The 23731-nt window shown below is 74.7% G+C and carries 18 protein-coding genes; 5 read left to right on the top strand and 13 right to left on the bottom strand.

From position 1 onward, the window contains the following. Nucleotides 1–30 precede the first annotated feature (30 nt). The 3 genes from ACFY3U_RS21880 to ACFY3U_RS21890 form a co-directional block, all read right to left on the bottom strand. Entirely contained in the window at nt 31–816 is a 786-nt protein-coding gene (locus ACFY3U_RS21880; RefSeq protein ID WP_387204606.1) for a DUF3152 domain-containing protein, read from the bottom strand. 158 nt (nt 817–974) lie between these two features. Further along, complete coding sequence (locus ACFY3U_RS21885; RefSeq protein WP_387204609.1) at nt 975–1949, bottom strand: alpha/beta fold hydrolase; 975 nt, start codon at nt 1947–1949, stop codon at nt 975–977. Nucleotides 1950–1994: 45 nt separating this feature from the next. After that, nucleotides 1995–5696 (bottom strand): hypothetical protein, encoded by a 3702-nt coding sequence (locus ACFY3U_RS21890; protein WP_387204612.1) that lies wholly within the window; start codon nt 5694–5696, stop codon nt 1995–1997. 148 nt (nt 5697–5844) lie between these two features. Between ACFY3U_RS21890 and ACFY3U_RS21895 the strand changes: the two genes are divergently transcribed. The 4 genes from ACFY3U_RS21895 (at nt 5845) to ACFY3U_RS21910 (ending at nt 10111) form a co-directional block, all read left to right on the top strand. Next, nucleotides 5845–6507 carry a TetR/AcrR family transcriptional regulator gene (locus tag ACFY3U_RS21895; RefSeq protein ID WP_387204614.1) on the top strand — a complete coding sequence of 221 codons (663 nt, stop codon included), beginning with the start codon at nt 5845–5847 and terminating at the stop codon, nt 6505–6507. Between the two features lie 42 nt (nt 6508–6549). Continuing rightward, nucleotides 6550–6777, top strand: a complete 228-nt coding sequence (locus tag ACFY3U_RS21900; RefSeq protein WP_387204617.1) for a DUF3107 domain-containing protein — start codon at nt 6550–6552, stop codon at nt 6775–6777. A gap of 360 nt (nt 6778–7137) precedes the next feature. Then, nucleotides 7138–8817: a DEAD/DEAH box helicase gene (locus tag ACFY3U_RS21905; protein ID WP_387204620.1), complete on the top strand. Its 1680-nt coding sequence runs from the start codon at nt 7138–7140 to the stop codon at nt 8815–8817. Between the two features lie 139 nt (nt 8818–8956). Continuing rightward, nucleotides 8957–10111, top strand: coding sequence for a class I SAM-dependent methyltransferase (locus ACFY3U_RS21910; protein WP_387204623.1), 1155 nt, complete (start codon nt 8957–8959; stop codon nt 10109–10111). Between the two features lie 6 nt (nt 10112–10117). Here the strand turns inward: ACFY3U_RS21910 and ACFY3U_RS21915 are convergent, their stop codons facing one another. Then, a complete protein-coding gene (locus tag ACFY3U_RS21915; RefSeq protein ID WP_387204626.1) occupies nt 10118–10573 on the bottom strand; it encodes a hypothetical protein in 456 nt (151 codons plus the stop codon). A gap of 233 nt (nt 10574–10806) precedes the next feature. Between ACFY3U_RS21915 and ACFY3U_RS21920 the strand changes: the two genes are divergently transcribed. After that, nucleotides 10807–11223 carry a helix-turn-helix domain-containing protein gene (locus ACFY3U_RS21920; protein ID WP_387204629.1) on the top strand — a complete coding sequence of 139 codons (417 nt, stop codon included), beginning with the start codon at nt 10807–10809 and terminating at the stop codon, nt 11221–11223. A 15-nt stretch (nt 11224–11238) separates the two neighbouring features. On the opposite strand, the gene ACFY3U_RS21925 is transcribed toward ACFY3U_RS21920, so the two are convergent. From ACFY3U_RS21925 to ACFY3U_RS21965, 9 genes are all read right to left on the bottom strand, one after another. Then, nucleotides 11239–12318, bottom strand: coding sequence for a hypothetical protein (locus ACFY3U_RS21925; protein WP_387204632.1), 1080 nt, complete (start codon nt 12316–12318; stop codon nt 11239–11241). A 104-nt stretch (nt 12319–12422) separates the two neighbouring features. Then, complete coding sequence (locus ACFY3U_RS21930) at nt 12423–12950, bottom strand: hypothetical protein (RefSeq protein ID WP_387204635.1); 528 nt, start codon at nt 12948–12950, stop codon at nt 12423–12425. A gap of 3 nt (nt 12951–12953) precedes the next feature. Beyond that, nucleotides 12954–15077 carry a DEAD/DEAH box helicase gene (locus ACFY3U_RS21935; protein WP_387204638.1) on the bottom strand — a complete coding sequence of 708 codons (2124 nt, stop codon included), beginning with the start codon at nt 15075–15077 and terminating at the stop codon, nt 12954–12956. A gap of 191 nt (nt 15078–15268) precedes the next feature. Continuing rightward, complete coding sequence (locus tag ACFY3U_RS21940; RefSeq protein WP_387204641.1) at nt 15269–16423, bottom strand: branched-chain amino acid ABC transporter permease; 1155 nt, start codon at nt 16421–16423, stop codon at nt 15269–15271. Next, nucleotides 16420–17310: a branched-chain amino acid ABC transporter permease gene (locus ACFY3U_RS21945; protein WP_387204644.1), complete on the bottom strand. Its 891-nt coding sequence runs from the start codon at nt 17308–17310 to the stop codon at nt 16420–16422. The genes ACFY3U_RS21940 and ACFY3U_RS21945 overlap by 4 nt, the downstream gene beginning before the upstream one ends. Further along, nucleotides 17307–18035 (bottom strand): ABC transporter ATP-binding protein, encoded by a 729-nt coding sequence (locus ACFY3U_RS21950; RefSeq protein ID WP_387204647.1) that lies wholly within the window; start codon nt 18033–18035, stop codon nt 17307–17309. The genes ACFY3U_RS21945 and ACFY3U_RS21950 overlap by 4 nt, the downstream gene beginning before the upstream one ends. Further along, entirely contained in the window at nt 18035–18778 is a 744-nt protein-coding gene (locus ACFY3U_RS21955; protein ID WP_387204651.1) for an ABC transporter ATP-binding protein, read from the bottom strand. Before ACFY3U_RS21955 ends, ACFY3U_RS21950 begins: the two co-directional genes overlap by 1 nt. Before the next feature lie 2 nt (nt 18779–18780). Next, entirely contained in the window at nt 18781–19980 is a 1200-nt protein-coding gene (locus tag ACFY3U_RS21960) for a substrate-binding domain-containing protein (protein WP_387204654.1), read from the bottom strand. Between the two features lie 292 nt (nt 19981–20272). Further along, nucleotides 20273–23629, bottom strand: coding sequence for a VWA domain-containing protein (locus tag ACFY3U_RS21965; protein WP_387204657.1), 3357 nt, complete (start codon nt 23627–23629; stop codon nt 20273–20275). Nucleotides 23630–23731: the final 102 nt, after the last annotated feature.

The following is a 23731-nucleotide window of genomic DNA, read 5'->3' on the forward strand; positions in this document are numbered from 1 at the left end:
CACGCTTGATCGGCGAGCCGAATCGCCGGCTCAGATGGCCGGGCCGACGTACCGCTTCCCGGCGACGTACGGCCAGGGGTTGGGTCGGCAACCGTCCAGGAACAGCGTCTGCTGCTGCATCACCGGCGCCGGCCGCCCGGCGCCCGGGCAGGCCTCGTGATGGTGGCCCAGCTGATGCCCCACCTCGTGGTTCACCACGTACGTCCGGTAGAGCGACAGCGGCACCCCGGCCTGGACGAAGTGCGGCACCGAGGCACGCCACCGGTCGAGGTTGATGATCACCTGGCCGGGCGCCCGGCAGGACGTGTAGGGCCGGCCGGCCATCCGGATGTCCACGCCGCCGGCCAGGCACATCCGCCCGGCCGTGGTCGCGGTGGCCAGGTAGACGGTGAACTCGGCCGGTGCGTTGCCCGGCACCCGGCGCAGCCGCAACCGGCCGCTGTCCACCCAGCTGCCCGGCCCGGCCAGCGCCGTCTGCACCTGGTCGGAGAAGGACCGCACGTCCTCACCCGAGCCCTGCTCCACCGCCACCCGGTACCGCTGCACCGTCCCGGCCCGGCCGAGCGTGGCGCCGGCCCGGACGTCGTACCCGAAGCGGCCCGACCCGACGGCAGGCACCACGCCGGGCAGCTGCAGGACCGGCGGCGCCGAGCTGGACGGGGACGGGCTCGGGGTGTCGGCCGGGGCCACGAACGGCGACGGGGTGACCGCCGCCGCGAGCGGCGAGGCGGCCGGATCGGCGGCCAGCGCCTCACCGCCGGGCCGCGACCGGTCGACGCTGGCCCCGACCGCGGCCAGGGCGGCCGACAGCAGCACCGCCAGCACCAGGGCCGGACGGAGTCGCCCGCCCGCGCGGCCGGGGCGTCGCCGGGAATCGGCGGGGCACGGCGCCGAGCCGGCGGGGCTCTGCGACCGGGGCGTGACGGGGCTCAGCGACCGCGGCGAGGCGCGGCGAGGGAACGCGGGCATCGCCGTCAGCCTGCCATGTTCCGCGGAGCCGCGGCGTCCTCCCCCTCGGCGAGCAGGCCCACCACCGCTCGGGCGACCGTGCGCGGCACCTCCATCTGGGCGACGTGGCCGACCCCGTGCAGCATCAGCAGTCGACTGTCGGGGATCACCCGGGCGGTCTGCGGCGCGACCCGCACGTCCACCAGCCGGTCCTGCATGCCCCCCACCACCAGGGTCGGGGCGGTGATCGAGGCGGCGATCCGCCACATCGAACCCGAGCCGGGCAGGTAGGACCGCAGGAAGCTGGAGACCAGCCCGCGGAAGGTCCGCACGTACGCGGCGGCGTAGTGGGTGGCCTCGTAGCGGATCCGGATCTCCTCCAACGCCTCCCGGCGGCGCTGCTCGCTGATCCGGCTGAGATCCGCGACGCACGCCTCCATCGCCTGCTGGGCCATCACCTCCGGCGCCACCTGGGCCAGCCGCCAGGCGGCCAGCCGCTCGCCGCGCGGGATGGCCAGCAGCGGCAGCATCCGTCCCTGCACCGACCGGTGGAAGGCCAGGAACGGCAGCGCCGGGGAGATCAGGGTGAGGGTGCGGACCAGGTCCGGCCGCAGGCCGGCCACCTGCACCGAGATCGCCCCGCCCAGCGAGTTGCCGAACAGGTGCACCGGCCCCCGGTCGGAGTGCTCGATCCACCGGATCACCCGCTGCGCGAAGGACGGGATGGTGTACCGCAGCCCCGGTTCGCTGCGACCAAAGCCGGGCAGGTCGATGGCCTGACCGTCCAGCCGGTCGGCGAGCAGGCCGGCGAGGTCCGTCCAGTTCTGCGACGAGCCACCCAGCCCGTGGACGTAGAGGGCCGGCTCGGCGTCCGGGGAGGTGGCCGGGGTCTCCCGGACGTAGGTGATGGTGCCGTCGAGGCGTACCGGCCGGCCGGGCCAGGGCGGGGGGAGGTCGGGGGCGGGCAGCAGATGGTCGGGCCAGAGGGCGGCGCGCTTCATTCCCCCAGTCTTCCCGCCGCGGCCACCTTCGACACCGGGTCCACCTCAGGCCAGCAGGGCCTCCAGCCGGCGGTTCACCGCGGCCAGGGTGGCGCGTACCACGGCCTGACGCGGATCGCCGGCTACCAGCGCCGAACCGGCCAACTGCTCCACCCACCCGTCGCAGACCAGCAGCACCACCACGGTCGCCACCTCACAGTTGCCGAACGGCACCACCGCGGCGTGCTCGACGAAGCACCGGCCCTTGTCGACGGCCCGGTCGGGGCCGCGCAACAGTCGGTCGACGGCGGCCGCGGCGGCCACCGCGCAGAGCCGCAGCACGTAACCGTCGACGGCCGGCCCGGTGGCGTGCCCGGCCGAGGTCTCCTCGTCGGCGATCAGGCGTACCTCGACGTTCGCGTCCAACCCGAACGTGCTCACCTGCACGTGGTCGATCACCACCCGCGGCCCCGGCACGCCGCCGGTGTCCAGCGGGCGCGACGGCGCGGTCTCCGTCGTGGTCATCTGCCCACCGGAGTACGACGTACCGGCCGTGACCGGGCTGCCGGTCGGCGGGGCGGAGGTGAGGACGGCGTCCTCGACACTGGCCCGCCCGCGGTGCACCGGGGCCTGGCGTCGGCGGCGCGGCACACCGGCGACCGTCTCGATCGGCTCGTCGCCCCGGGCGGAGCCGGCGTACCGCGGGCCGGCGGCCGGCGCGGCGCCATCCGCCGGGTCAGCGGGCTCCGCCGGCCACCGGCCGTCGGGCCGGGGCTCCCCGGTCACCACCGCGCGGGCAGCCGGCTCGGCCTGCGACCGGCGGGCCGGCGGGGTGGACCCGGCGCGGAGAGCCGGATCGACAGGGTCCTCGTCACCGGCCACCGGAGGCGGGTCGGCCGGGGCCAGGAGGCCCGGGCCGGAGGTCGGCGCCGTCGGCGCCGTCGGCGTGGTCTCGGCGACGCGGCGACGCGGCGGCGGTGGCGGCGCGACCGGCGCGCCGGGCAGATTCTGCGGAGCCGCGGCCAGGCCCATCCGCTCCTGGAGCAGACGGGCCACCATCCGGCTCACCTCGGCCGGGTCGGCCCCGTCGGACAGGTCCAGCCGCAGGCTGTGCGCGCCGGCCGGGGTGCGGCGCAGCGCGGCGTCGCGTACACCGGCCACCTCCCGTACGGCGTCCAGGATCGCGTTCACGTCGAAGCCCTCGGGCCGCTCCCGCAGCGGCGCGGGCTCGTCGTCGCGCCGCAGGTGGGTGGCGATCCGGGCAAGTTCCGGGGTCTCGGCGGGGGGCTCCACGGCTGGCGGCTCCGGCACGACGGGCACGTCCGGTTCGGCGGGGACGCGCTGCGGCAGCACCGCCGCGCCGGTGCCCGCTCCCGCGTCGTCCCCGGCCGTCCCGGTCGGGGGCTGGGGATCGGGCTCGGGCGCGGATCGGCGGCCCGTGTAGGTGGGTGCGGTTCTCGGGGCGGGCGCGGCCGGCGACCGGTCGAGTCGGCGCGGCCCGGTCCCCGCACCGGTCCCGACGCCGGCACCGGTGCCGGTCGACGGACGGTCCCCGGCACTCTCGTCGGACACCGACCGGAGTCGGAACGGCCGATCGACGTCACGAGGGCCGGACGCCGTCGTGGTGCGGTCCCCGGCCGACCCGGCGGCGCGGTCGCTGGTCCGGTGATCCGCCGACGCCGGCGGGCGATCGGTGGTCGGTCGTTCTGCCGCCACCAGTGGGCGGTCGGTGCTCCGGTGAGCCGTGGCGCCCACGACCGGATCGACGGTGCGGTGCTCGGTCGAAGCGACGACACGATCGGTGGTGCCGTGATCGGCCGGCCCTGCGGCGCGGGCATCGTTCGATGCGGCGTCCAGGTCGGCGAGGGGGTCGGCGGCTGAACCCGTGGCGGGCGGCCCACTTGTCGGCCCGGCACCGGTCGGCGGCGCACTCGGCGACGCGGTGCCGGTGGGTGGCGTACCCGTCGATGCGGCGCCGGTCGGCGGCCCGGCCGGCGATGCGGCGCCGGTGGGCGCCGCGCTGGTCGGTCGGCCGGCCCAGGCCGGCGGCGACGGGGGCGGCAGCTCGTCGGGGCGCTGGGCGGGCGGCGGCACGAAACCGGCCCGATCACCACCGGCCAGCCCCACCGGGCCGCCGGATCCGGGCCGGTCGAAGCGCGACCGCTCGATCCCCGCCCGTTGGTCACCCGAGCGGTCGACATTCGCCCGCTGGTCCCCGGAGCGCTCGACACTCGCCCACTGGTCACCCGAGCGGTCGACACTCGCTCGCTGGTCGCCCGAGTCGTCCCAGCCGGACTGCCGCGTCCGGGCCGGTCGGTCACCGTCCGGTTGCTGGTGGCCGGGCCGGTCACCGCGCTCGGGCCGGCCGGCGTCCAGCGGATCGGCGGCCCCGGATCGGTCGGCGGGGTCGGGCGCCGACCTATCGAGGCGCGACCGGCGATCGGCGGCGGGTCGGCTCGGTGCGGCCGGGCCGCTCGGGGCGGCCCAACGGTCGGCGATCGGGTCGTCCGCCGGACCGTCGGGCGTCGGCGGAAGCGGCCGGGTGGCCGGCTCCGGCACGACCGGCTCCGGGCGGGTCAGCTCGTACGGGCGCGACCGCGCCGAGCGCACCGGCTCGTACGGGCGGGCCGGCTCGGCACGTACCGGCTCGTACGGCCGGCCGGGCTCGGCGCGCAGCGGCTCGTACGGCCGGTTCGGTTCCGCGGCCCACTCGGTGCCCCGGTCGGCCCGGGCCCGGCGACCGGTCGGCCGCTCCTCGCCCGACCAGGGTGTCGCCCAGCCCCCGCCCCAGCTGGGGCGGTTCCAGTTCGGCCCGGACCAGTCCGGCTCGTCGGCCGTCGGGCCGGCCCCGCCCTCCGCGCCACGCCGGTCGGCGTCGCTGTCGGCGGACGCCTCGTCGCGGCTCGGCACCCCGCCCCCGACCGCCGCTGCACCTTCGGCCGGCGTACCGCTCCCGGGCGGCTGCTCCGCGTCGAACCGGTCGGCCCAGGACGGCGCGTCGGTCCGGGCCGCCGACCCGCGGTCGGCCGGCTCGCCCGGCCGGTCGGCCCAGGACGGCGCTCCGGCCACCGCGGACGCGCGCTCGCTGGGGGCCTCGACCCGGTCGCCACGTCCCCGGGGGAACACGTCCGACGGGTCGTCGCCGTCCGGGGCCCGGAGCGGGTAGTCGCCCGCGGCCCGGAACGGGCGGTCGCCCTGCGGGGCGTGGAAACCGGGCGGGACCTCGAAGCCGGAGGGGGCCGTGCCGACCGGCGGAACCTGGACGGCGGGTGGCCCGGACGCCGGGAACATCCCCTCGGCCCAAGGGCTCACCCGCCCGGCGGACGGGTCCGGGCCGGCCTGCTGCTCGGCCGCGGGCGCCGGCCGTTGGGCCGGCACGACGAGCCGGTCGCCACCGGCGTCGCGGCGCACCTCCGGCGGGTAGCGGCCCGGCTCCCCGGGAGGCCCGCTGACCGGCGTCGAGCGAGCCTGCTCCTCCGGGTGGGCGAAACCGTTGCGCCGGGCCCACCCGTTGCGCGGCGCGCGATCCTCGTCGGCCGGCTCGGGCAGGGGTGCCGGCAGGTCGCCGTGCCGGGGCGATGCGGCGGCCCAGCCGGCCGCCGGCTCGGGGTCGCGCCAGGGGTCGGTCTCCCGCTGGTCGGGCCCGCCGGACCAGCCGGCCGCCGGAGGCGCCCACCCGCTCCGGGAACGGGCCTGGCCGTCCTGCCGGCTCGTCCCGTCGCCGTGCTCTCCCGGGGTGGCGGCTCCGGGTTGCCCTGTTTCAGTCACCGCGCGCTCCTTGGTCGCCCTCGCTGAGGCTACCGTGTGGTGACAGTGGCGATAGGTTACGGCGGCGGGCCAATTCCGGGACCGGGGTGGACGCCCGACCGGTACGGGGTAAAAGTTCCGGCTCGTACGAAGAAACTCGGAGGTTCCCATGACCGCTGCGGGGAACGGTGCCCAGACCGCCGGCCGGCCCACCCGGCTGCCCCGTTCGGCGCGCCGGAAGCAGCTGCTCGCGGCGGCTCAGCAGGTGTTCGTCGCGCAGGGCTACCACGCCGCCGCGATGGACGACATCGCCGAGCGGGCGGGTGTCTCCAAGCCGGTGCTTTACCAGCACTTCCCCGGCAAGATGGAGCTGTACCTGGCCCTGCTGGACACGCACTGTGACGCCATCGTCGCCAAGGTGCACGACGCCATGCGCGGGACGACCGACAACAAGGAGCGGGTCGGCGCCTCGGTGCGCGCGTACTTCGACTTCGTGGACCACGAGAGCGAGGCGTTCCGGCTCGTCTTCGAGTCGGACCTGCGCAACGACCCGGCGGTCCGGCAGCGGGTGGAACGGGTCGAACAGGGCTGCATCGCGGCGATAACGGACACCATCATCTCGGACACCGGCGTCAGCCGGGCGCACGCCGAGCTGCTGGCATCCGGCCTGGTGGGCGCCGCCGAGACGGCCGCCCAGTTCTGGCTGGCCGGTGGCCGGCAGATGCCGAAGGCCGAGGCGGAGGCGCTGGTCGGCGCGTTGTCCTGGCGGGGCATCGCGAGCTTCCCGCTGCAAGGTGAGTCAGCCGGACCATCCGATCCTGAGATCGGATAGCCTTCCCAACGGCGGCTCTTTCGCCCACCTGGAGGAGGCACAGTGGAGGTCAAGATCGGCGTGCAGTACGCGCCGCGTGAGCTGGTTCTGGAGAGCGCGCAGTCGCCGGCCGAGATCGAGCAGCTCGTGACCGACGCCTTCGGCAAGTCCGAGGGGACGCTGTCCCTGACCGACGAGAAGGGCCGGCGGGTCATCGTGCCGGTCAGCAAGGTCGCCTACGTGGAGATCGCCGAGGCGTCGCCGCGGTCGGTCGGCTTCACCGTTCGCTGAACCACACCGACTGGTGCCGACGGGCCGGTCTCCGCGGTGGTCCGACCGCCGCGGTGGCCGGTCCGTCCGGTTTCCCGCATCGTCCCCACCGTCACCTTTCCACCCTTTCTGGGTGATGCAGGTCACAGTTGCCGGCCCCGCCGAACGGCCGGTCCACGCGCCTGGGGACGTCCCGCCGCCCGCTCAGGTATTATGGAGCAGTTGCCGCGGGCGCCGATCTGATCGAAGTCCTGCCTGCGGAGCGCGTGCGGCCCGGTCCGGCTCGGCGATCTTCCGCCGCCGACCGCGTGGCCCGCGCCAAACCGATCGCGCCCTGAGGACAAGACGGGGCGCACCACGAGAGGGCACCCCCAGATCCAGATGAGCGAACAGATTCTCGAAGAGCTGGACGGCCACGAGCTGGCCCCCACCGCCCCGGTCCGTCCGGAGGCTCCCACCTTCGCCGCGCTCGGCGCGCGGCCCGAGACCGTCGAGGCCCTGGCCGCGGCGGGCATCACCCGCGCCTTCGCGATCCAGGAGTACGCGATCCCGATCGCGATGCGCGGCACCGACATGATCGGCCAGGCGCCGACCGGCACCGGCAAGACCCTCGGCTTCGGCGTACCGCTGCTGGAGCGGGTCTTCGCCCCGGGTGAGGGCAGCGACGGCGTGCCGCAGGCCCTGGTCGTCGTGCCCACCCGCGAGCTGGGCATCCAGGTCGCCAAGGACCTCGCCGCCGCGGGCCGCACCCGGGGCGTCCGGGTGCTGCCGATCTACGGCGGCGTGGCGTACGAGCCGCAGATCGACGCGCTGCGCAAGGGCGTGGAGATCCTGGTCGGCACGCCCGGCCGGCTGATGGACCTGCAGAAGCAGAAGCACCTGCGCCTCGACCGGGTGCGCGCGCTGGTCCTCGACGAGGCCGACCGGATGCTCGACCTGGGCTTCCTCGACGACGTCGAGAAGATTCTCGCGATGCTGCCGGAGGACCGGCAGACCATGCTCTTCTCGGCCACCATGCCGGACCCGATCGTCACGCTGTCCCGGCGGTTCCTGCGCCGGCCGATGACGATCCACGCCGGGCACACCGCCGAAACCGGCCCGTCGCCGCAGACCAAGCAGCTGGCGTACCGCACCCACTCGATGAACAAGATCGAGATCGTGGCGCGAATCCTGCAGGCCGAGGGTCGCGGGCTGACCATGATCTTCACCCGGACCAAGCGGGCCGCCGACCGGGTCGCCGAGGACCTCGACTTCCGCGGCTTCGCGGTCGCCGCCGTCCACGGCGATCTGGGCCAGGGCGCCCGGGAGCGGGCGCTGCGCGCGTTCCGCGCCGGCAAGATCGACACCCTGGTCGCGACCGACGTGGCCGCCCGCGGCATCGACGTCACCGGCGTCACCCACGTGATCAACTACGACTGCCCCGAGGACCAGGACACCTACACCCACCGGATCGGCCGCACCGGCCGGGCCGGGGCGACCGGTGTCGCGGTGACCTTCGTCGACTGGGACGACATGCCCCGCTGGCGGATCATCGACAAGACCCTCGGGCTGGACATGCCCGAGCCGCCGGAGACGTACCACACCTCCCCGCACCTCTACACCGACCTGGACATCTCCCGCGAGATCAGCGGCACCCTGCCGACCGCCGAGCGGACCCGGGCGGGGCTCTCCGCCGAGGTCGAGGAGGATCTGGGCGGCCGGCCGCCGCGCGGTGAGGGCGGCGGACGCGGGTCCCGGCGCGGCGAGAGCCGCGGTCGGGGCGAGGGTCGCGGTCGCGGCGAGCGCCGCGGCGGCCGCTCCGACGCGGGCACCCCGGCCGAGGCGCCGACGACCGAGATGGCCTCCACCGAGGAGGGCACCCGCACCCCGCGCCGCCGGCGTCGCCGCCGGGCGGGCGAGCCGGTCGCGGGCGAGACGGCCGCGGTGATCACCGCCGACGCCGGCCCCGACGAGCCGGCCGCCCCGGCCGCCGAGGGCGACCCGACCAAGCCGCGCCGCCGCCGGCGCCGTCGTGGTGGCGGTTCCGCCGCCGGTACGCCGGCCGAGGCGACCGCCGACTGACGAGGCACCACCCGACGTCCCCCGCACCGCCGCCCGCGGTCCGGGGGACGTCCCCTTTTGCGCCCGCCGCCCGCGGACGTCTGCCCGCGACCCAGGGACGCCCCCTTCGCGCCCGCCGCCTCACGAGGATGATGGAACGATGCCCGAACCGCTCGACGCCGCCCTGACCGAGGTCCGGGCGCTGCTGCTCGACCCCGCGCTGACCCGGGCGGTGGCCGCCGGCCGACGCAAGGGGCAGCGCCCCTCGATGGTCCGCGCGGAGCTCCGCCCGGTGGCCCTCAAGGCCGGCCCCCGCCTGCAGATCCAGACCTCCGACGGCGCCCGGCCGTACACCCGGAACGTGGCGCCCGGCGCGGAGGCCGGCGCGGCGGTCGACGCGCTGCTGGCCGAGCCCTTCGGCAACTGGCACGTGGAGACCGCCGAGGCGACCCTGCAGCTGCGGGTGACCAAGTCCGGCGAGGCGCAGGTGCACCGGGCCGCGGCCGCCCGACCGCCGGCCCCCGCCGAGACCCACGACCGGGCCAAGGATTACCTGCTGGACCCGGGCGACCCGATCTTCGCGGAGATCGGCGGGTCGGCGGCCAAGCGCCGCCAGGTCGACGCGTTCCTGCGGGCGCTGGCCGCCACCCTGCCGGACGACCTCACCGGTCCGCTGCGCGTGGTGGACCTGGGCTGCGGCAACGCGTATCTGACCTTCGCCGCGTACCGCTACCTCGCCCAGCGTGGGCTCGCGGTGGAGTTGGTCGGCGTGGACGTCCGCGAGGACCAGCGGCGGCGCAACACCGAGCTGGCCCAGCGGCTGGGCTGGGGCGACCGGGTCTCGTTCGTGGCCGGCACGATCGCCGAGGCGGTCGTCGAGCCGGCCCCGGACCTGGTGCTGGCGCTGCACGCCTGCGACACCGCGACCGACGAGGCGCTCGCCCGGGCGGTGCGCTGGGGCGCCCGCTGGGTGCTCGCCGCGCCGTGCTGCCACCACGACCTCGCCGCTCAGCTGCGCGCCCGGCCGGCCCCCGGCCCGTACGAGCTGCTGACCCGGCAGGGCATCCTGCGGGAGCGCTTCGCCGACGTGCTGACCGACGCGCTGCGCGCCGGGCTGCTCCGGTTGCACGGCTACCGGGCCGAGGTGGTGGAGTTCGTCGACTCCCAGCACACCCCGCGCAACCTGCTGATCCGGGCCCGGCGCACCGGCTCGGCCCCCACCGGGCAGCAGCGCACCGACTATCGCGAGCTGGTCGAGCAGTGGCAGGTCACGCCCCGGCTGGAGACCCTGCTGGCCGAGGAGACGCCGGCCTGAGCGGGGTCAACGGCGGCGCTCCGACGGGGCCCCGCCGCGCTCCCGGCCCGGCCGCTCGGCGCCGCGCTCGAAGAGGCTGACCCGCTCGCCGTGCTCCCGGTGCGGCGCCCGCTCGTCGTTCAGCGGCATGGTCGGGAACGGCACGACCGTGCCGGGCGTCTCGGCGTTGCCGGCGGCGGTGAACGCGTTCCAGGAGATGTCCACCAGCAGCCGCTTGAGCTCGGCGTGCCGGGCGGCCGCGCTGCGCTGGAGGGCGAGCCGGACGCCGAGCACCACCCCGACCAGGGTGGTGGTGACCGCCCCGGCGGCGGCCAACACGTGCGCCCCGCCGGCCTCGTCGCCGGTGAGCACCAGCACCAGCAGCCACACCCAGAAGGCCAGCGCGAACACCCCGGCCTTGACCACGAAGAAGAGGCTGACCGCACCCGGTCGGTGCGGCGCCGGACGGACGCTGTCGGCCATGCTGCTCCTCATCGATCTGGTGCGGACCCGCGGCGGCGTGCACCGGCCGACGCGGGGCCTCCGAGCTTAGTTGATGCCGGGCAATCGTCGCAGGCCACGGACCCGGGCGCAGACCGGGGACATCGGGTCCCGTCAACGGGACGTACGGGCGATTCTTTCCACGATCCGTCGTACTACCCTCAAAGGGCGCACGGACACCGCGCCTGGTTCAAGAAAGGGACCAACCCATCGGCATGGGCTACGCAGAGGGATCACCGCAGATGGCCTTCGCCCGCTTCGTGCGGCGGGCCATCGACGACGCCCGTGAGGAGCGCGGCTGGACGGTGAGCGACCTGGCGGGCCACACCGGCGTCGGCCGGTCCACCGTCTTCCGCTGGCTCGCCGGCGACTGGCAGGACTACCCCGAACTGGCCAAGGTGCGCGGCTTCTGCGCCGCCCTCGACCTGCCGGTGGCCGCCGCGTTCCGCGCCCTCGGGCTGCCCGACGCCGGCCAGGCGCCCCGCCGCCGCGGCGACGACGCACCGGTCGAGGCCGACATCCGGGTGATCCTGGACAGGCTGGCCGACCCGACGGTGCCGGCCGAGGAGAAGCACCACATCCGCGACCTGCTGCGCTACCTGGCCCGCCGCCCGGTCCGCCGCGCCGGCTGACCCGGCCGGGTGTGCTCAGGGCACGTCGAGGGTGAACTCGGCGGTCCGCACCTCGCCCGCCACCTGGAAGTCCAGGTACATCCGGTAGCGGCCCGGGCCCGGCACGGTCGCCCAGAACGTCACCGTGTCGCCGGCCGGCGCCGGCTCGGGGTGCACGTGCAGGTAGGCCAGGTCACCCTCACGCAGCGCCACCAGGTGACCGTACGCGCCGAGGTAGCGCTCCAGCGCGGCCGGAGCGTCGCCGGAGCGGATCCGGAACCGCAGCGGGACCGACGTGCCGACCTGCGGGGTGCCCTCGTACCCGACGTCGAACCCGCCGACGGTGGCGCCGGTGGCGGGCGCGGGCAGCGGCGTCGGCTGGTAGGCGCCGGGCGCCACCAGGTCGGTGCCGAGGGTGACCGCCGTCTGGGTGCCGTCCGCGGCCAGCGCGGTGAAGTCGGCGTACGCCCGCCAGACGCCCGGCCGGGGCAGGGTGAGCGGCACCGACCAGGTGCCGTCGGGCGCCATCGTCGGGTGCAGGTGCTGGTAGCCGGTGAGGTCGCGGCGCACCACGATCAGGTGCATCGGCTTGTCGTGCACCACCGCGAACCGGGTCACCGGGCGGCGCTGCGCGTCGCGTACCTGGAAGCGCAGCTCGCCGGCCCGACCCGCGGTGAACTCCCGACCGGTCGGGGCGAGGGTGTAGCCGGCGGCGGTGACCGACAGCCCGCCGGCGTCACCCGCCGCCTGGTCGGTCGCGGCGCCGTGGACGTGCGCGCCGGTGCCGGGCGCGTGCGTGTGGTCGGTGCTGGCCCCCGCCTCCACGCCCGCCGAGCCCGGGGCGGCCAGCGGCGGATTCGCCCGACCGAGTCCGAAACCGAGCAGTACGGCCAGCACCAGGCCGCCGACGGTCAGCGCCAGCCGCAGCGTGGCCCGGTCCGGCCCGACCGGAATGCCGGGGTCGGTCGGCAGGGAGCCCAGGGCGGCCGGCCCAGCGCCGGAACCGTCGGCCGGGAAGCCGGTGTCGGCTGGGAAGCCGGGACCGTCGGCCGGGGGGCCGGTGTCGACCGGTGGGAGGCCGGTATCCGTCCTGGTGACGGGTCGCTGGTCGGCCATGTCGACCACGGTACCGCCGGACGGGGCGGGGGCCGGCCGACGGCTCGGTACCGTGGCGACGGTCCCATTCCGGCCGGCCCGGGAACTTTCCGGCGCCGGCCGGATCAGCGGGCGGCCGCCCAGTGCGCCTCGACGGCCGCGACCTGCCCGGCGACCGTCAGCCCGTCGGCGGGCAGGTGGTGGTCCGCGTCCGGCGGGTCGTCGCCGTTCCGGTCGTGCAGCAGCTCGAACTCCTCCGGCGTCAGCCAGACCCGCCGGGTGGCCGCCCGCCGGTGCGCCTCGGCCCGACCGACGTGCAGCCGGACGATGAGGCAGCCCGCAAGTCGCGCGCGGTAGACCGCCGCCGTGGCCGGGGTGAGCACGTCCGCGATCACCACGTCGAAGCCGGCCGACCGGAACCGGACGGCCAGGTCGCAGGCGTTGTGTGCGCCGAGCAGAGCCTGCGCTTCACCCTCCGCCCCCTGCCAGGGGGACGCGCCGCCGGCCACCACCAGCTGGCGTACGTCGTCCACGTCGACGAACGCGGCGCGGGCCCGGGCGGTGGCCAGGGCTCGGGCGGTGGCCAGGGCTCGGGCGGTGGTGCTCTTGCCGACGGCGGGGCCGCCGGTGAGCACCAGCACGGGCCGGGTCACCGGTCAGCCCGCGACGGCCAGGGCGAGCGGCAACACGTCCGGCGCGCCGGCCCGGCGCAACAGCCGGGCCACCATGGTCATCGTCCAGCCGGAGTCGACCAGGTCGTCGACCAGCAGCACCGGCCCGTCCAGCGCGGCCAGGGCGTCGGCCAGCTCGGCGGGGACGGTGAAGGCGTCGTGCAGGGCGCGTACCCGTTGGGCGCTGTTGCCGCGCGGGCCGGCGGCGCCGGACGGGCCGACAGGGTCGACCCGGCCGAGCAGCGGCAGCCGGCCGACCGTGGCGATCCGCTCGGCGAGCGAGCCCACCAGCGCCGGGTGGGTCCGGGAGCCGACCGCGACCACGCCGGCCGGTCGACGCGGCCACGGGTCGTCGCCGTGCGCCCACGCCTTGAGCACCTCGACCACGGCCGCGACCACGTCGTCGGGGACCGGCCCGTCGGGCGCGTCCGGCCCGACCAGGCCGCGCAGCCGGCCGCCCCAGCCGAGATCGGACAGCCGGCCCACCGCGCGCCCCGGCAGCGCCTGCTCCGCGGGGGCGATCTTGCCCTTCACCGGTACGCCCACCGCCTCCAACCCGGTCGGCCAGAGCTTCTTCGGCGGGATCTGCACGCCGGGCCGGCCGAGGAAGGTCTGCGCGGCGCTCAGCGCGGGGGCGGAAACGTCTGCCGAAAAGAGCGGGCCGGCGCAGCGGTCGCACCGGCCACAGTCGGCGGCCTCCGTGTCGTCCAGGCATTCCCGCAGGTAGCGCAGTCGGCACTCGGTCGTGGTCGCGTACTCGCGCATGGCCTGCTGCTCGGCGGTGCGCGCCTCGGCGACGCGGCGCAACCGGGCCTCGTCGTAGTCCCAGGGCTCGCCGGTGGCGAGCCACCCGCCCCGGACCCGGCGGACCGCGCCGTCCACGTCGAGGACCTTCAGCATCAGCTCCAGCCGGGCCCGGCGCAGGTCGACCAGCGGCTCCAGCGCCTGGGTGGAGAGCGGCCGGTCGGTGTGCAGGGCGGCGAGCACCGCCCGGACCTGCTGCTCGGGCGGGAAGGCCAGCGAGGCGAAGTACCGCCAGATGGCGGCGTCCTCGACGCCGGGCAGCAGCAGCACCTCGGCGTGCTCGACGGCGCGACCGGCGCGACCGACCTGCTGGTAGTACGCGATCGGGGACGGCGGGGCGCCGAGGTGCACCACGAAGCCGAGATCTGGCTTGTCGAAGCCCATGCCCAGCGCGCTGGTGGCGACCAGCGCCTTGATCTTGTTGTCGAGCAGGTCCTGCTCGGCGGCGCGGCGGTCGGCGTCCTCGGCCTGACCGGTGTACGAGGCGACCGACCAGCCCCGGGCGCGGAGGAACTCGGCGGTTTCCCCCGCCGCGGCGACGGTCAACGTGTAGATGATCCCGGAGCCGGGCAGCCGGTCGAGGTGGTCGGCGAGCCAGCCCAGCCGGTGCGCGGGATCGGGCAGGTCGACCACGCCGAGTCGCAGCGACTCGCGGTCCAGCGTGCCGCGCAGCACCAGGGCGTCACCCAGCTGCTCGGCCACGTCCTGCGTCACCCGGGCGTTCGCCGTGGCGGTGGTGGCCAGCACCGGAGTGCGCTCGGGCAGATCGCCGAGGAAGGTACGCAGCCGGCGGTAGTCGGGCCGGAAGTCGTGCCCCCAGTCGGAGACGCAGTGCGCCTCGTCCACCACCAGCAGGCCGGTGGTGGCGGCCAGCTTCGGCAGCACAGTGTCCCGGAAGTCGGGGTTGTTGAGCCGCTCGGGGCTGATCAGCAGCACGTCCACCGCGCCGGAGTGGATCTCGGCGGTGATCACGTCCCACTCGTCGAGGTTGGCCGAGTTGATCGTGCGGGCCCGGATGCCGGCCCGGGCCGCCGCCTCGACCTGGTTGCGCATCAACGCCAGCAGCGGCGAGACGATCACCGTCGGCCCGGCGGCGTCGGGGCGCTCGCGCAGCAGCGCGGTGGCGACGAAGTAGACCGCCGACTTGCCCCAGCCGGTGCGCTGCACGCAGAGCACCCGACGCCGGTCCACCACCAGCGCCTCGATCGCCCGCCACTGGTCCTCGCGCAGCCGGGCGTGCTCGCCGGCCAACCGGCGCAGCACCGCCTCGGCCCTCTCCCGTACCGCCACCCGATCCTGACTCACCCGCCATGTCTACCAGCCCGGGCCGACGTCTCCGTCGATCATGAGGTTGCCGGTGAAGTCGATCCGGATCCGGCCGGCAACCTCATGATCGACGGGCGGTGAGGAGGTCAGCGGCCGAGGACTCGGGCTGCCCTCTGTTGATCAAGGAGTTTGCGTCGCCCAGCGGCCCGATTCGCGCGCAAACTCCTTGATCAACGCGCCGGGCGGTCGGGGTCGGGCGGGGCGGCCGGGCGGGACGGGCGGGCGGGGCGGAGGGCGCGGGTCAGGGGGGTCAGGCGAGACTTGAGGCTGGTCAGGCCGCCGGGGAAGAAGTAGACGGCGAGGATGAAGATGGCGCCTAGGACGAAGAGGGGTTGGCTCAGGGGGCGGGCCAGGACGGCGGGCAGGGCGTTCACCGCGTCGCTGGTGCCGAAGGCGGTCAGGCGGTGGTCCAGGTACATGTAGAGGATGCCGCCGAGCACCGGGCCCCACCGGGTGCCGGGGCCGCCGAGCACCACCATGACCAGCAGCGACAGGGTCAGCTCGCTGGAGGTGACGTGCGGGCTGGCGCCGCCGGCGATCAGGCAGTAGACCACCCCGCCGGCCGCGGCCAGGCCGCCGGCCAGCACGAACGCGACCAGCTTGAACCGGTACGGGTCGAGCCCGAGCACCCCGATCCGCCGCTCGTCGTCGCGCAGCCCGGCGAGCACCCGCCCGGTGGGCGAGCCGGAGACCCGGTGCACCACCAGCACGACCAGCGCCAGGTATGCCAGCGCCAGCCAGTACAGGTTGACCGTGTTCGCGACCCCGACCAGGGCCGACGGCAGACCGGAGACGTCCAGCGGCAGCCCCTCCTCGCCCCCGGTGACACGCCAGAAGTCCCGAGTCACCAGGATCGCCCCGACCTGGGCGAAGGCGAGCGTCACCATGGCGAACGCGATCCCCACCGTGCGCAGCGCGATCGCGCCGAGCAGCCCGGCGAGGATCACCGCCCCGGCGACGGTGAGCAGCGCCGCCTGCCACAGCGGCAGCCCGGCCCGGGTGACCAGCACGTCGGTGCCGTACACCCCGGCGGCGAAGTAGAGCGCGTGCCCGAAGGAGAGCATCCCGGTCCGCCCGAAGAGCAGGTCGTACCCGGCGGCCAACCCGCCGAAGACCAGACAGATGGCGAGCAGCTGCAGGGTGCCGGGCGAGTTCAGCGGCCCCTCGAAGACGCCCGGCAGGTTCACCGTCGAGTACGGCAGCACCGCCGCCACCGCCAGCGCCACCAGCGGCAGGAACGGCCGCAGCCGGTGCCAGCGCGGGCGGTCCGGCGTCAGCTCGTCGGGCACCGCTGCCGGCGGTATGTCCACCATGGAGTCGGTCATGCCGTTTGAACCTTCCCGGCCAGGCCCTGCGGGCGCAGCAGGAGCACCACGGCGAGCAGCCCGACCACGCAGATGTCGCCCAGCCCGGAGGTGCCGTAGTAGTTGACGAACTGTTGCACCAGCCCCACCGCCACGGCCGCGTACGCGGACCCGACCACCGAGCCCATTCCGCCGATCACCACCACGATGAACGCGAAGATCAGCAACGAGCCGCCCTGCCCCGGCGAGACGGTGCCGAAGTAGACCCCGCCCAGCGCGCCGGCGAGCGCGGCGGCCGCCCCGCCGATCGCGAAGACGAGCGTGAACGCCTTGCGCACGTCGATGCCGAGCGCGGTGACCATCTCCCGGTTCTCCACCCCGGCCCGGATGATCAGGCCGTACCGGGTCCAGCGCAGGAACGCCAGCAGGCCGCCGAGCACCAGCAGCGCGGTGACGATCAGTAGCAGACCGCCGTTGGGCACGTTGGCGCCGAGGATCGCCGTGGTGTCCCGGGTCCAGTCGGGGCGCGGGAACGGCCGGGCGTCGGCGCCCCAGGTGGCCTGCAGCAGCGCCACTCCGGCCAGCGACAGGCCGACCGTGACCAGCACCTGCTCGATGGTCCGCGAGTAGAGCGGCCGGATCAGCACCAGCTCCACCAGCACCGCGACCAGCACCCCGGCGGCCACCCCGAAGGCCACCGCCAGCACGAAGCCGAGGCCGCCCGCGCCGGCGCCGGGCAGGTGCCCGGCGGCCCACCAGGTGGCGTACGCGCCGACGCCGAGGAACAGCCCGTGCGCGAAGTTCAGCACGTCGGCCAGGCCGAACACCAGCGACAGCCCGGACGCGACCAGGAAGTAGAGCGCGGCCAGCCCCAGCCCGGTCAGCGTCAACAGCACGATCCCACTCATGAACTGACCTCCGCCGCGCCGACGCCCAGCAGCGACCTCGTCAGGCCGGTCTCCCGCAGTAGGTCCCGCGCGTCGCCGGCCCAGGCCACCTTGCCGGCGGCGAGCACCACCGCGTCGTTCGCCAGCCGTCGGACCACCGCCAGGTTCTGCTCCACCAGCAGCACCGGCACCGACTCGGCCACCCGCTCCAGCACCTCGGCCACCTCGGTCACCACCTTCGGCGCCAACCCCTTGGTCGGCTCGTCGACCAGCAGCAGCCGGTTGTCGTTGAGCAGCACCCGCCCGATCGCGAGCATCTGCTGCTGCCCGCCGGAGAGCGAGCCGGCCCGTTGCCGTCCGCGCCGGTCCAGCTCCGGAAAGAGCGCGAACACCCGGTCGTACGCCGGGACCACGCCGCGCCGTTCGGCGAGCCGCAGGTTCTCCGCGACGGTGAGCCCGGCGAACACGCACCGGTCCTCGGGCACGTAGCCGAGCCCACCGCGGACCAGCCGGTGGGTGGGGCGGGCGAGCAGGCTCCGCGCGCCCATCCGGATCGCGCCGCGCACCTCGCCGCCGCGCGGGGTCAGGCCGACGATCGCGCGCAGCGTGGTGGTCTTGCCGACGCCGTTGCGGCCGAGCAGCACGGTCACCCCGGTCGGCGCGACGTCGAACGACACCCCCTGCAGGATGTGCAGCCCGGCGATCCGCACCGACAGGTCCACCACGCTCAGGACAGGTTCCGTCATTAGAGGGACTCCCCCAGGTAGGCCTCCTGGACGGTGGCGTTGGCCATCACCGTGTCCGGGGTGTCGCAGGCCAGCAGCGCGCCGTGGTGCATCACGGCGATCCGGTCGGCCAGCTCCAGGATCACGTCCATGTGGTGCTCCACCATCAGCACCGACCGGCCGCCGTCGGCGGTCAGCGACCTGATCACGTCGACCAGCTCGGGCACGTCCTCGGCGCTCACCCCGGCCATCGGCTCGTCCAGCAGCATCACCCGGGGCTCCCCGGCGAGCAGCAGGGCGATCTCCAGCTTGCGCTTCTCGCCGTGGGCGAGGGTGCCGGCCAGCGCCGTACCCCGGTGGTGCAGGCCGACCCGGTCGAGCGCCGCGTCGGCGGCGGCGGCCACCTCCCGGTCGGCCGCCGCCCGCCGCCACAGCTTCATCGAGCCACCCCGGTGCGCCTGTACGGCCAACCGCACGTTCTCCCGCACGGTGAGCGACCCGAAGACCGAGGACGCCTGGAAGGTACGCCCCAGCCCGAGCCGAGCCCGCCGGTGCGGCGGAAGGGCGGTGACGTCCGTCCCGTCCAGCGTGATCCGACCCTCGGTGGGCCGGCGCAGGCCGGTGATCAGGTTGAACAGCGAGGTCTTGCCGGCGCCGTTGGGCCCGATCACGCCGAGAAACTCCCCCGGCGCCAGGTCCAGGTGGACGGAGTCGACGATCGGGACCTCGCCGATCCGCCAGGTCAGGCCGCGGGTGGCGAGCATGCTCAGCCCTTCATCTGGGCGACCGGCGGCGCGGTCTCGTCACCGGTCAGGCTCTTCTGCGCGGTGGCGGTGAAGGCGGTGCCGCTGCCGGAGAGCTTGGCCTGGTACATCGGCTGGAGCAGCGCGTGGTCCTCGGCGCGGATGGTCATCGGGCCCTTGACCGACTCGAACGACCAGCCCTCCAGGGCCTTGACCATCTTGTCGACGTCGTCGCCGCCCTCCTGCGCGGCGCGGACCACCATCTGCGCGGCGGCGAAGCCGTCCGGGTGGAACAGGTCGATGGTGTTCACCTTGGCCTTCAACGCCTTGCTGGCCTCGGTGTCGCTGGCCCCGTCGAAGTAGTGCGACAGGAACGAGATCTTCGCGCCGGCCGCGCCGAAGGTCGGCCAGGAGGCCCGGATGTCCAGGCCGGTGACGACGGTGGTGGAGGCGAGGACGCCCTGCTGGTCGAGGGTCTGCCACATGGCCGGGGCGGTGGTGCCGGCCCAGGCGACGAAGAGCAGGTCCGGCTTGGCGGCCTTGATCTGGCTGGCGAACGGGGTGAACTCGCTGGCGCTGGCCGGGGCGCGGACGCTGCTCACCGCGGCGCCGGCCCCGCCGATCACCTTCTTGACGGCCGCCTCGTTGGCGTCGCCGAACGCGCCGTCCTGGGCGAAGACCACCACCTTCTTGCCGGCCGGGTCGCCGATGAACGACTTCGCGGTCACCACGTCCTGCCAGGACTGCCGGCCGGAGCGGAAGGTGTACCGGTTGGCGCCGGTGACCGCGTCGGTGGCGGCCGGGCCGGAGATGAACAGCGCCTTGTTCTGGGCGGCGATCGGGGCGACCTGCAACGCCACCCCGGACGCCGTCGACCCAGCGATGATCTTCGTGCCCTTGCCGATCAGGTCCTTCGCCGCGGAGACCGCCTTGGCCGGGTCGCCCGCGTCGTCGACCTCGGTGACCTCGATGGCCCGGTCGCCGACCTTGTTGCTGCCCTTGGTGGCGTAGTCGAGGCCGGCCTTGAACCCCTCGATGTACTGCTTTCCGTAGCTGGCCAGCGGGCCGGACTGGGAGTACACCAGGCCGACCTTCACCGGGGCGGAGCTGTCGCCGCCACCGCTGGCGGTGTCCTGCGGGCTGCCGCAGGCCGTGGCGGCGAGCGCCGCGGCCATCATCGTGGCGGCGGAGAGGAGAACCCGCCGCGTGTGCCGGACCGTCATCGCGACTCCAGGTGAGGACAGGATGCTGTGTTGTCGGCTCACGCTAGAAGTGACGTCACGCACGGGCTATGTGGCGGCAACACACAAGTAACCCGGGTGGGGTGGCCGGCCGTACCAAGCCGTGGGTCGGGTGACGGCCCGCCGGGTCGCGCGATGGGCGCGGCAACCACCGCGCCGACCGGCGCTGTGTCGCGCCCCGCCACGACGACGGCCCGGCGGGGCCGGGGGTCGGGGAGCTTCCGCTCCGCCGGCCCCCGGCGTCCGCCGGGCCGTGCCTACCTCAGGTGTCGGATCAGCCGATCAGCGCCGTCCGGCGCCGCCAGGTGACCACCAGCAGCATCGCCCCGACCAGCACGGCCAGCGCGCCGCCGCCGATGATCCCGGTCAGCTTGAGACCGGTGACCGGCAGCTTGCCCTTCCGCTTGTTGGTGAAGGTGCAGGTGATGTCCTGGCCCCGCTCGGGGGTGACCACCCGGTCGACCACCGGCACGGTGGTCTGCGTACCGGTCAGCACGCAGGTCGGCGGGCCGGCCTCCACGTACCCCTTCGGGCCGCCCGACTCGGTGAGCCGGTAACCCACGCCGACCTGGACCCGGACGTTGGTGACCGCCGGGCTGCCGGTCCGGCCGCTGATCGGGGTCGCGGCGTTGAGCGGGGTCGCGGTGAGGATCCAGTCGGTGGGCTTGGCCTTGCCACCCCAGTCGCCCTCTCCGCCACCGCCGCCGCCGAACCAGCCGCCACCGGGCCAGCCGCCGCCACCGGGCCAGCCGTCCTTACCGCCGTCGACCAGCTTCTTGACCAGGGTCAGGTGTGCCGCGCCCGGGTCGAGCTGACCGTTGCGCCAGGTGCAGGTGTAGCTGATCCCCGGCAGTGGCGTGAAGACGTTGTCCGGCGTCGGGATCGGCGCCTGCGTCTCGTTGTTGACGCAGCTCACCGGGCCCAGCTGTTCGTACCCGGCCGGGCCGCCGGTCTCGGTCAGCGTGTAGCCGACGCCCGGCGTGGCCGCCGCGTCGGTGACCGCGGCCTGGCCGCTGCGACCGCTGATCGGCGTCGCGCCGGAGCCCGGCGGCGGGGTCGCGTTCAGCAACCAGTCCTGCGGCTTGGCGGTGCCGCCGAAGTCGTTCGTCACCTGCTTGACCAGCGTCAGCTTGGCCGGCGTGGGCGGCGGGACGGGCTGGTTGCGGAACGTGCAGGTGATGTCCTGCCCGAACGTCGGGGTGAGCCGGTTGTTCGGCGTCGGGATCACCTCTGAGGTGCCGGTCAACACGCACTGTGGTGTGCCGACCTGCTGGTAGTCGGCCGGGCCGTCCCGCTCCGCGAGCGCGTACGTGACGTTCGGGAACGCCTCGGCGCCGGTCACCGCGGGGGTGCCGCTGCGTCCGCTGATCGGCACCGGCACCGGCACGTCGTTGCGGGCCACCGGCAACGCCTCCAGGATCCAGTCCTGGGGCTGTGCGGTGCCGCCGTCGACCTGCTTGACCAGGGTCAGTTTGGCCGCCTGCGCGGTGTTGATGGTGGTGCAGACCGCCGTCTCGCCGAGCGGCACGCTGGCCACCCCGTTGGCGCCGGTGTAGACCGGGCCGAGCGAGCCGTCCGCCAGGCGCAGCGAGCAGTTCCAGCTGCCCGTGGCGGGCGGGGTGATCATCGCGCCGGTCGTCACGAACTGCGTGAAGCCCGGCACGTCGGTCTCGTTCAGCGAGTAGAACACGCCGGGATTGACGTCACCGGTCACCCCGTTGGTGCCCTCGATGACCGTGGAGCCGCCGAGGATCGCCCGCAGTGTCCAGGCGTTCAGCGACGGTTCCGGTGCGCCGTACGGGTTGTCCAGCTGCTTGGCCAGGGTCAGGTGGGTGGTGCAGTTGACCGTGTTGGTCACCCGGAACGCGTTCAGGCCGGGCTGGGTCAGCACGACCGGGCCGAGGTCACCGCTGGCCACCACGGGGCCGCAGTTGGTCGGCAGCAGGTCCTGGTTGATCGTCTCGCCGATGGTCACCGTGGTGCCGGTGGCGAAGCTGTCGTACGGGGTGTTCCACGCCGGGTCCGGGATGCCGCTGATGGACAGGTCGGACTGGAACTCGGTGGGCTGGTCCGGGTTCTCGAACGGCACGCCGTTGATCACCCAGGTCTTGTGCACCACGATGGAGGACCGCTGCTGCTCCGCCTCCCGGTTCAGGATGGTGCAGCTGACGATGGCGGTGGCCTGGGCGTCCACGGTGAAGCCGTTGGGGCCGCTGTTGGTGACCGGCGCCGCCGTGCCGTTCGCGGTGCAGGCGGCGTTGTTGCCGGCCTGCTGCTCGAGGGTGAAGCCGGCCTGTGGGGTTTCGGCGAGGGTGACCGGCTTGCTGGTCACCCCGGTCAGGTCGACGTCGAAGTTGACCGAGCCGGTGTTGGTGTCGGTGACCGCGCTGCCCGGCGTGACACCGGGGGTGCTGGTCGAGATCGTCCAACCGCCGGCGGGTATCGCGTCCGCCGCGGTGCCGCCCGGTGGGATCACCTTCTTGACCACGCTGATCGTGCCGGCGCACGCCTCCAGGGCGAGCTGCCGGAAGACCGCGGCCAGTTCGGCGTACCCGGTCTGGATGTAGTCGGAGCCGGCGACCGGGCCGGAGATGGCGGCCAGGTTGTTCGCCGAGCCGCTGACCCCGGCGCCGACGCCGACGGCGACGACGCGGGTGCCCTCGGCCTTGACGGCGTTGGCGGAGAAGACCCCGTTCTCCACCTCCTTGAACCGGGTGAAGTTGCCCGGCCCCTGCACCGGCGGCGGCCCGTACACGGTGGGGTTGCCGTCGGTCAGGATGATCACGGCGTCGTACGTGTTGGGCGCGGCGGCGACCTGGAACAGGCCGGCGTCCCAGTTGGTGTTGCCACCGGCGGTGAGTCCGTTGATCGCGGTCTTCACGGTGTTGGCGCCGGCCGTGTCGGAGACCGGGACGGGGTTGAGCACGGTCGCCGCGTTGGTGGCGAACGTGTAGAGCCCGATCTCGGACGGGGTGCCGGTCAGCGCGTCGACGAAGCCATTCGCGGCGGCCTTGACGTCGTTGAGGTTGGGCGCGATCGAGCCGGAGACGTCGATCAGCAGCGCGATGCTGAGGCCGCACTGGGCGGGCAGCGGCGGGTTGGCCCGGGCGTCGGCCCAGATGCCGCCGCGCGCCTGACGGTTGGTGTTGCCGGTGGTGTTGACCGGGAACGTGTAGGACACGTTGTTGGAGACCGCACCGGTGAACACGCCGTTGTAGACGGTCGGCGTGGTGGTGCCGCCGCCGGTGTCCAGGGTCTGGAGCAGCTGCCAGCCCGTCGGCGCGCTGCGCTCGATGATCCAGTAGCCCTCGTTGGTGCCGGTGCGCCCGGGAACGTCCACGCTGCACGTGCCGTCGGCGCCGGTGGTGCAGGACGCGTCCGGCGTGTCACCGGGCCCGGGTCGGGTGCCGGAGAGGCCGGCGTAGAAGTCGAATACCGCACCGGGCAGCGGACCGACGATGTCCTCGGACTGCCGGTCACCGCCCTTGGTGATGGTGAGTGTGGCGGTGGTCGGACTCGCCGCGTGCGCGGGCTGGGCCGCGTGCGGCCCCACCAGCGGCAACAGGCCGACGACCAGCGCCAACGCGGCGGTGGCACTCCAGCGCCGCCGCGCCCGTGTCGTTCTCAGCATGGACATTCACAAACCCCCGTGACGCCGTACGGGACGGCGCGACCCTGGCCTGTCCCCTGTACGCAGGCCACGACGGTGAGTATTGAGGCAATTGTCCGTCTT

Origin of the sequence: Micromonospora sp. NPDC000089 (genome assembly GCF_042899365.1) — a bacterium.
GTDB lineage: Bacteria > Actinomycetota > Actinomycetes > Mycobacteriales > Micromonosporaceae > Micromonospora.

What these genes read in the sequence shown, in the direction of transcription:
- ACFY3U_RS21920 (WP_387204629.1), top strand. Translation starts at nt 10,807, where the DNA reads ATGGGCTACGCAGAGGGATCACCGCAGATGGCCTTCGCCCGCTTCGTG.
- ACFY3U_RS21905 (WP_387204620.1), top strand. Translation starts at nt 7,138, where the DNA reads ATGAGCGAACAGATTCTCGAAGAGCTGGACGGCCACGAGCTGGCCCCC.
- ACFY3U_RS21945 (WP_387204644.1), bottom strand. Translation starts at nt 17,310, where the DNA reads ATGAGTGGGATCGTGCTGTTGACGCTGACCGGGCTGGGGCTGGCCGCG.
- ACFY3U_RS21885 (WP_387204609.1), bottom strand. Translation starts at nt 1,949, where the DNA reads ATGAAGCGCGCCGCCCTCTGGCCCGACCATCTGCTGCCCGCCCCCGAC.
- ACFY3U_RS21915 (WP_387204626.1), bottom strand. Translation starts at nt 10,573, where the DNA reads ATGGCCGACAGCGTCCGTCCGGCGCCGCACCGACCGGGTGCGGTCAGC.
- ACFY3U_RS21940 (WP_387204641.1), bottom strand. Translation starts at nt 16,423, where the DNA reads ATGACCGACTCCATGGTGGACATACCGCCGGCAGCGGTGCCCGACGAG.
- ACFY3U_RS21910 (WP_387204623.1), top strand. Translation starts at nt 8,957, where the DNA reads ATGCCCGAACCGCTCGACGCCGCCCTGACCGAGGTCCGGGCGCTGCTG.
- ACFY3U_RS21960 (WP_387204654.1), bottom strand. Translation starts at nt 19,980, where the DNA reads ATGACGGTCCGGCACACGCGGCGGGTTCTCCTCTCCGCCGCCACGATG.
- ACFY3U_RS21950 (WP_387204647.1), bottom strand. Translation starts at nt 18,035, where the DNA reads ATGACGGAACCTGTCCTGAGCGTGGTGGACCTGTCGGTGCGGATCGCC.
- ACFY3U_RS21965 (WP_387204657.1), bottom strand. Translation starts at nt 23,629, where the DNA reads ATGCTGAGAACGACACGGGCGCGGCGGCGCTGGAGTGCCACCGCCGCG.
- ACFY3U_RS21955 (WP_387204651.1), bottom strand. Translation starts at nt 18,778, where the DNA reads ATGCTCGCCACCCGCGGCCTGACCTGGCGGATCGGCGAGGTCCCGATC.
- ACFY3U_RS21895 (WP_387204614.1), top strand. Translation starts at nt 5,845, where the DNA reads ATGACCGCTGCGGGGAACGGTGCCCAGACCGCCGGCCGGCCCACCCGG.
- ACFY3U_RS21925 (WP_387204632.1), bottom strand. Translation starts at nt 12,318, where the DNA reads ATGGCCGACCAGCGACCCGTCACCAGGACGGATACCGGCCTCCCACCG.